Annotated in this window: 2 protein-coding genes; both read right to left on the bottom strand. The window is 56.6% G+C overall.

The genetic code is table 11. The features are described 5' to 3' along the window. The coding region (locus WH5701_RS16255) for an iron ABC transporter permease (protein ID WP_006169861.1) at positions 1-518 on the bottom strand (518 nt) is incomplete at its 3' end. A gap of 414 nt (positions 519-932) precedes the next feature. Then, positions 933-1,354 (bottom strand): GTP-binding protein (locus WH5701_RS16250; RefSeq protein WP_198005101.1); only part of this gene is annotated, 422 nt, incomplete at its 5' end.

Raw genomic sequence — 1,354 nt, 5'->3', positions numbered from 1 at the left:
ATGGCAGGTATGGCGATGGGCAGTGCAACCCTGCGGAAGGCGGCCCAAGGCCCCACCCCCAAGCTCCGACAAGCCTCCAGCTGCCGCCGTCCACTCATGGCAAAGCTTTCAGTGCTGAGGAGAAAGACATAGGGGTAGGTCGCCAGTGCCATGACCACGACTCCCCAGCCGAGGCCATGGATGCGCCAACCCTGGCGACTTCCGAGGTCGACCAAGGTGGCTGAGAGGAGATAAGCCGGTGTGGCCAATGGGATTAGCTGCGCAATACGAAGCCATCGCCGTCCAGGGAAGCGGCAGTTGATCAGCAGCCAACCGTTAGCTGTTCCAATGACGGTTCCAACGAGGGCGCTTCCGAGGAGCAGGGACAGGGTTCCACGGATTTGACGGCCTCCATCTGGTCCGAGGCTGCCCAACCCGTTGAACAGACCTTGCAGCCCTTCTGAGATGAGGTTGAACAGTGGCCATATCGCCAGTAGGGCGAGAGCGGCGGCTAATCCAGCCAGTACTTTCCGGCTCATGGCTCGAGCAGGCTTCTGTGGTCAGGATCTGTGTTGTCGTTGCCTCTGCGAGGCAATTCGGCTTGGTTGCTCATCTCATCCGATTCGGCACACGTTGACTCAGACCCTGCTCAGGCTTTGCGAATGGTTTGTCTTGACCCGCTGCGCTTCGCCGACATAGATAAAAAAAAGCCCCACGGGTGTGTGGGGACTCTGAGCTGCTCAAAATGGGCGGGTCAGTGCTGGTTCCGACGGACTGGGATTGGGACCAAAACGGGCTGTCTTAAGCCGCCACCACTGTTGTCATCGTCTGAGTCGGCTAATAGCCACAACAGAAAGCTTGTGATTAACAGGAGTGAAACAAGGACGAAGGGCTCAGCCATCAAAGTGTCTTGCATGCGCGCACGATAGTCGGCTTTTTTGCCTCGTGCCTGTTCAGGAAAAACCCTTTCCAGCATCCTTGGCGACACACTCCTGCAATTGTTGGCGCAGCAGATTGTGGTCGAGGTTTCGGCCGATCAACACGAGTTGGTTTTTTCGATCACCTGTCCATTCGGAGTCGTCAATGGAAAAACGCTTACCAGCGAGGTGAAAGACATGGCGCTTCTCGCTTTCGTTGAACCAAAGAATGCCCTTCGCCCTGAACACTTCTTGGGGCATCTGATTGTCGAGAAAATTTTGAAATTTCCGCAGAGCAAAAGGTCCATCGCTTTGGAATGACAGGGATGTGAATCCTTCGATTTCCAGATGATCGGCATGGTCGTGCCCATGGCTGTGGTCGTGCCCATGGCTGTGGTCGTGCCCATGGCTGTGGTCGTGCCCATGGCTGTGGTCGTGCCCATGGCTGTGGTCGTGCC

The sequence above is a fragment of the Synechococcus sp. WH 5701 genome (assembly GCF_000153045.1).
GTDB lineage: Bacteria > Cyanobacteriota > Cyanobacteriia > PCC-6307 > Cyanobiaceae > Regnicoccus_A > Regnicoccus_A antarcticus.
This window is presented reverse-complemented; position numbering and strand designations above follow the sequence as displayed.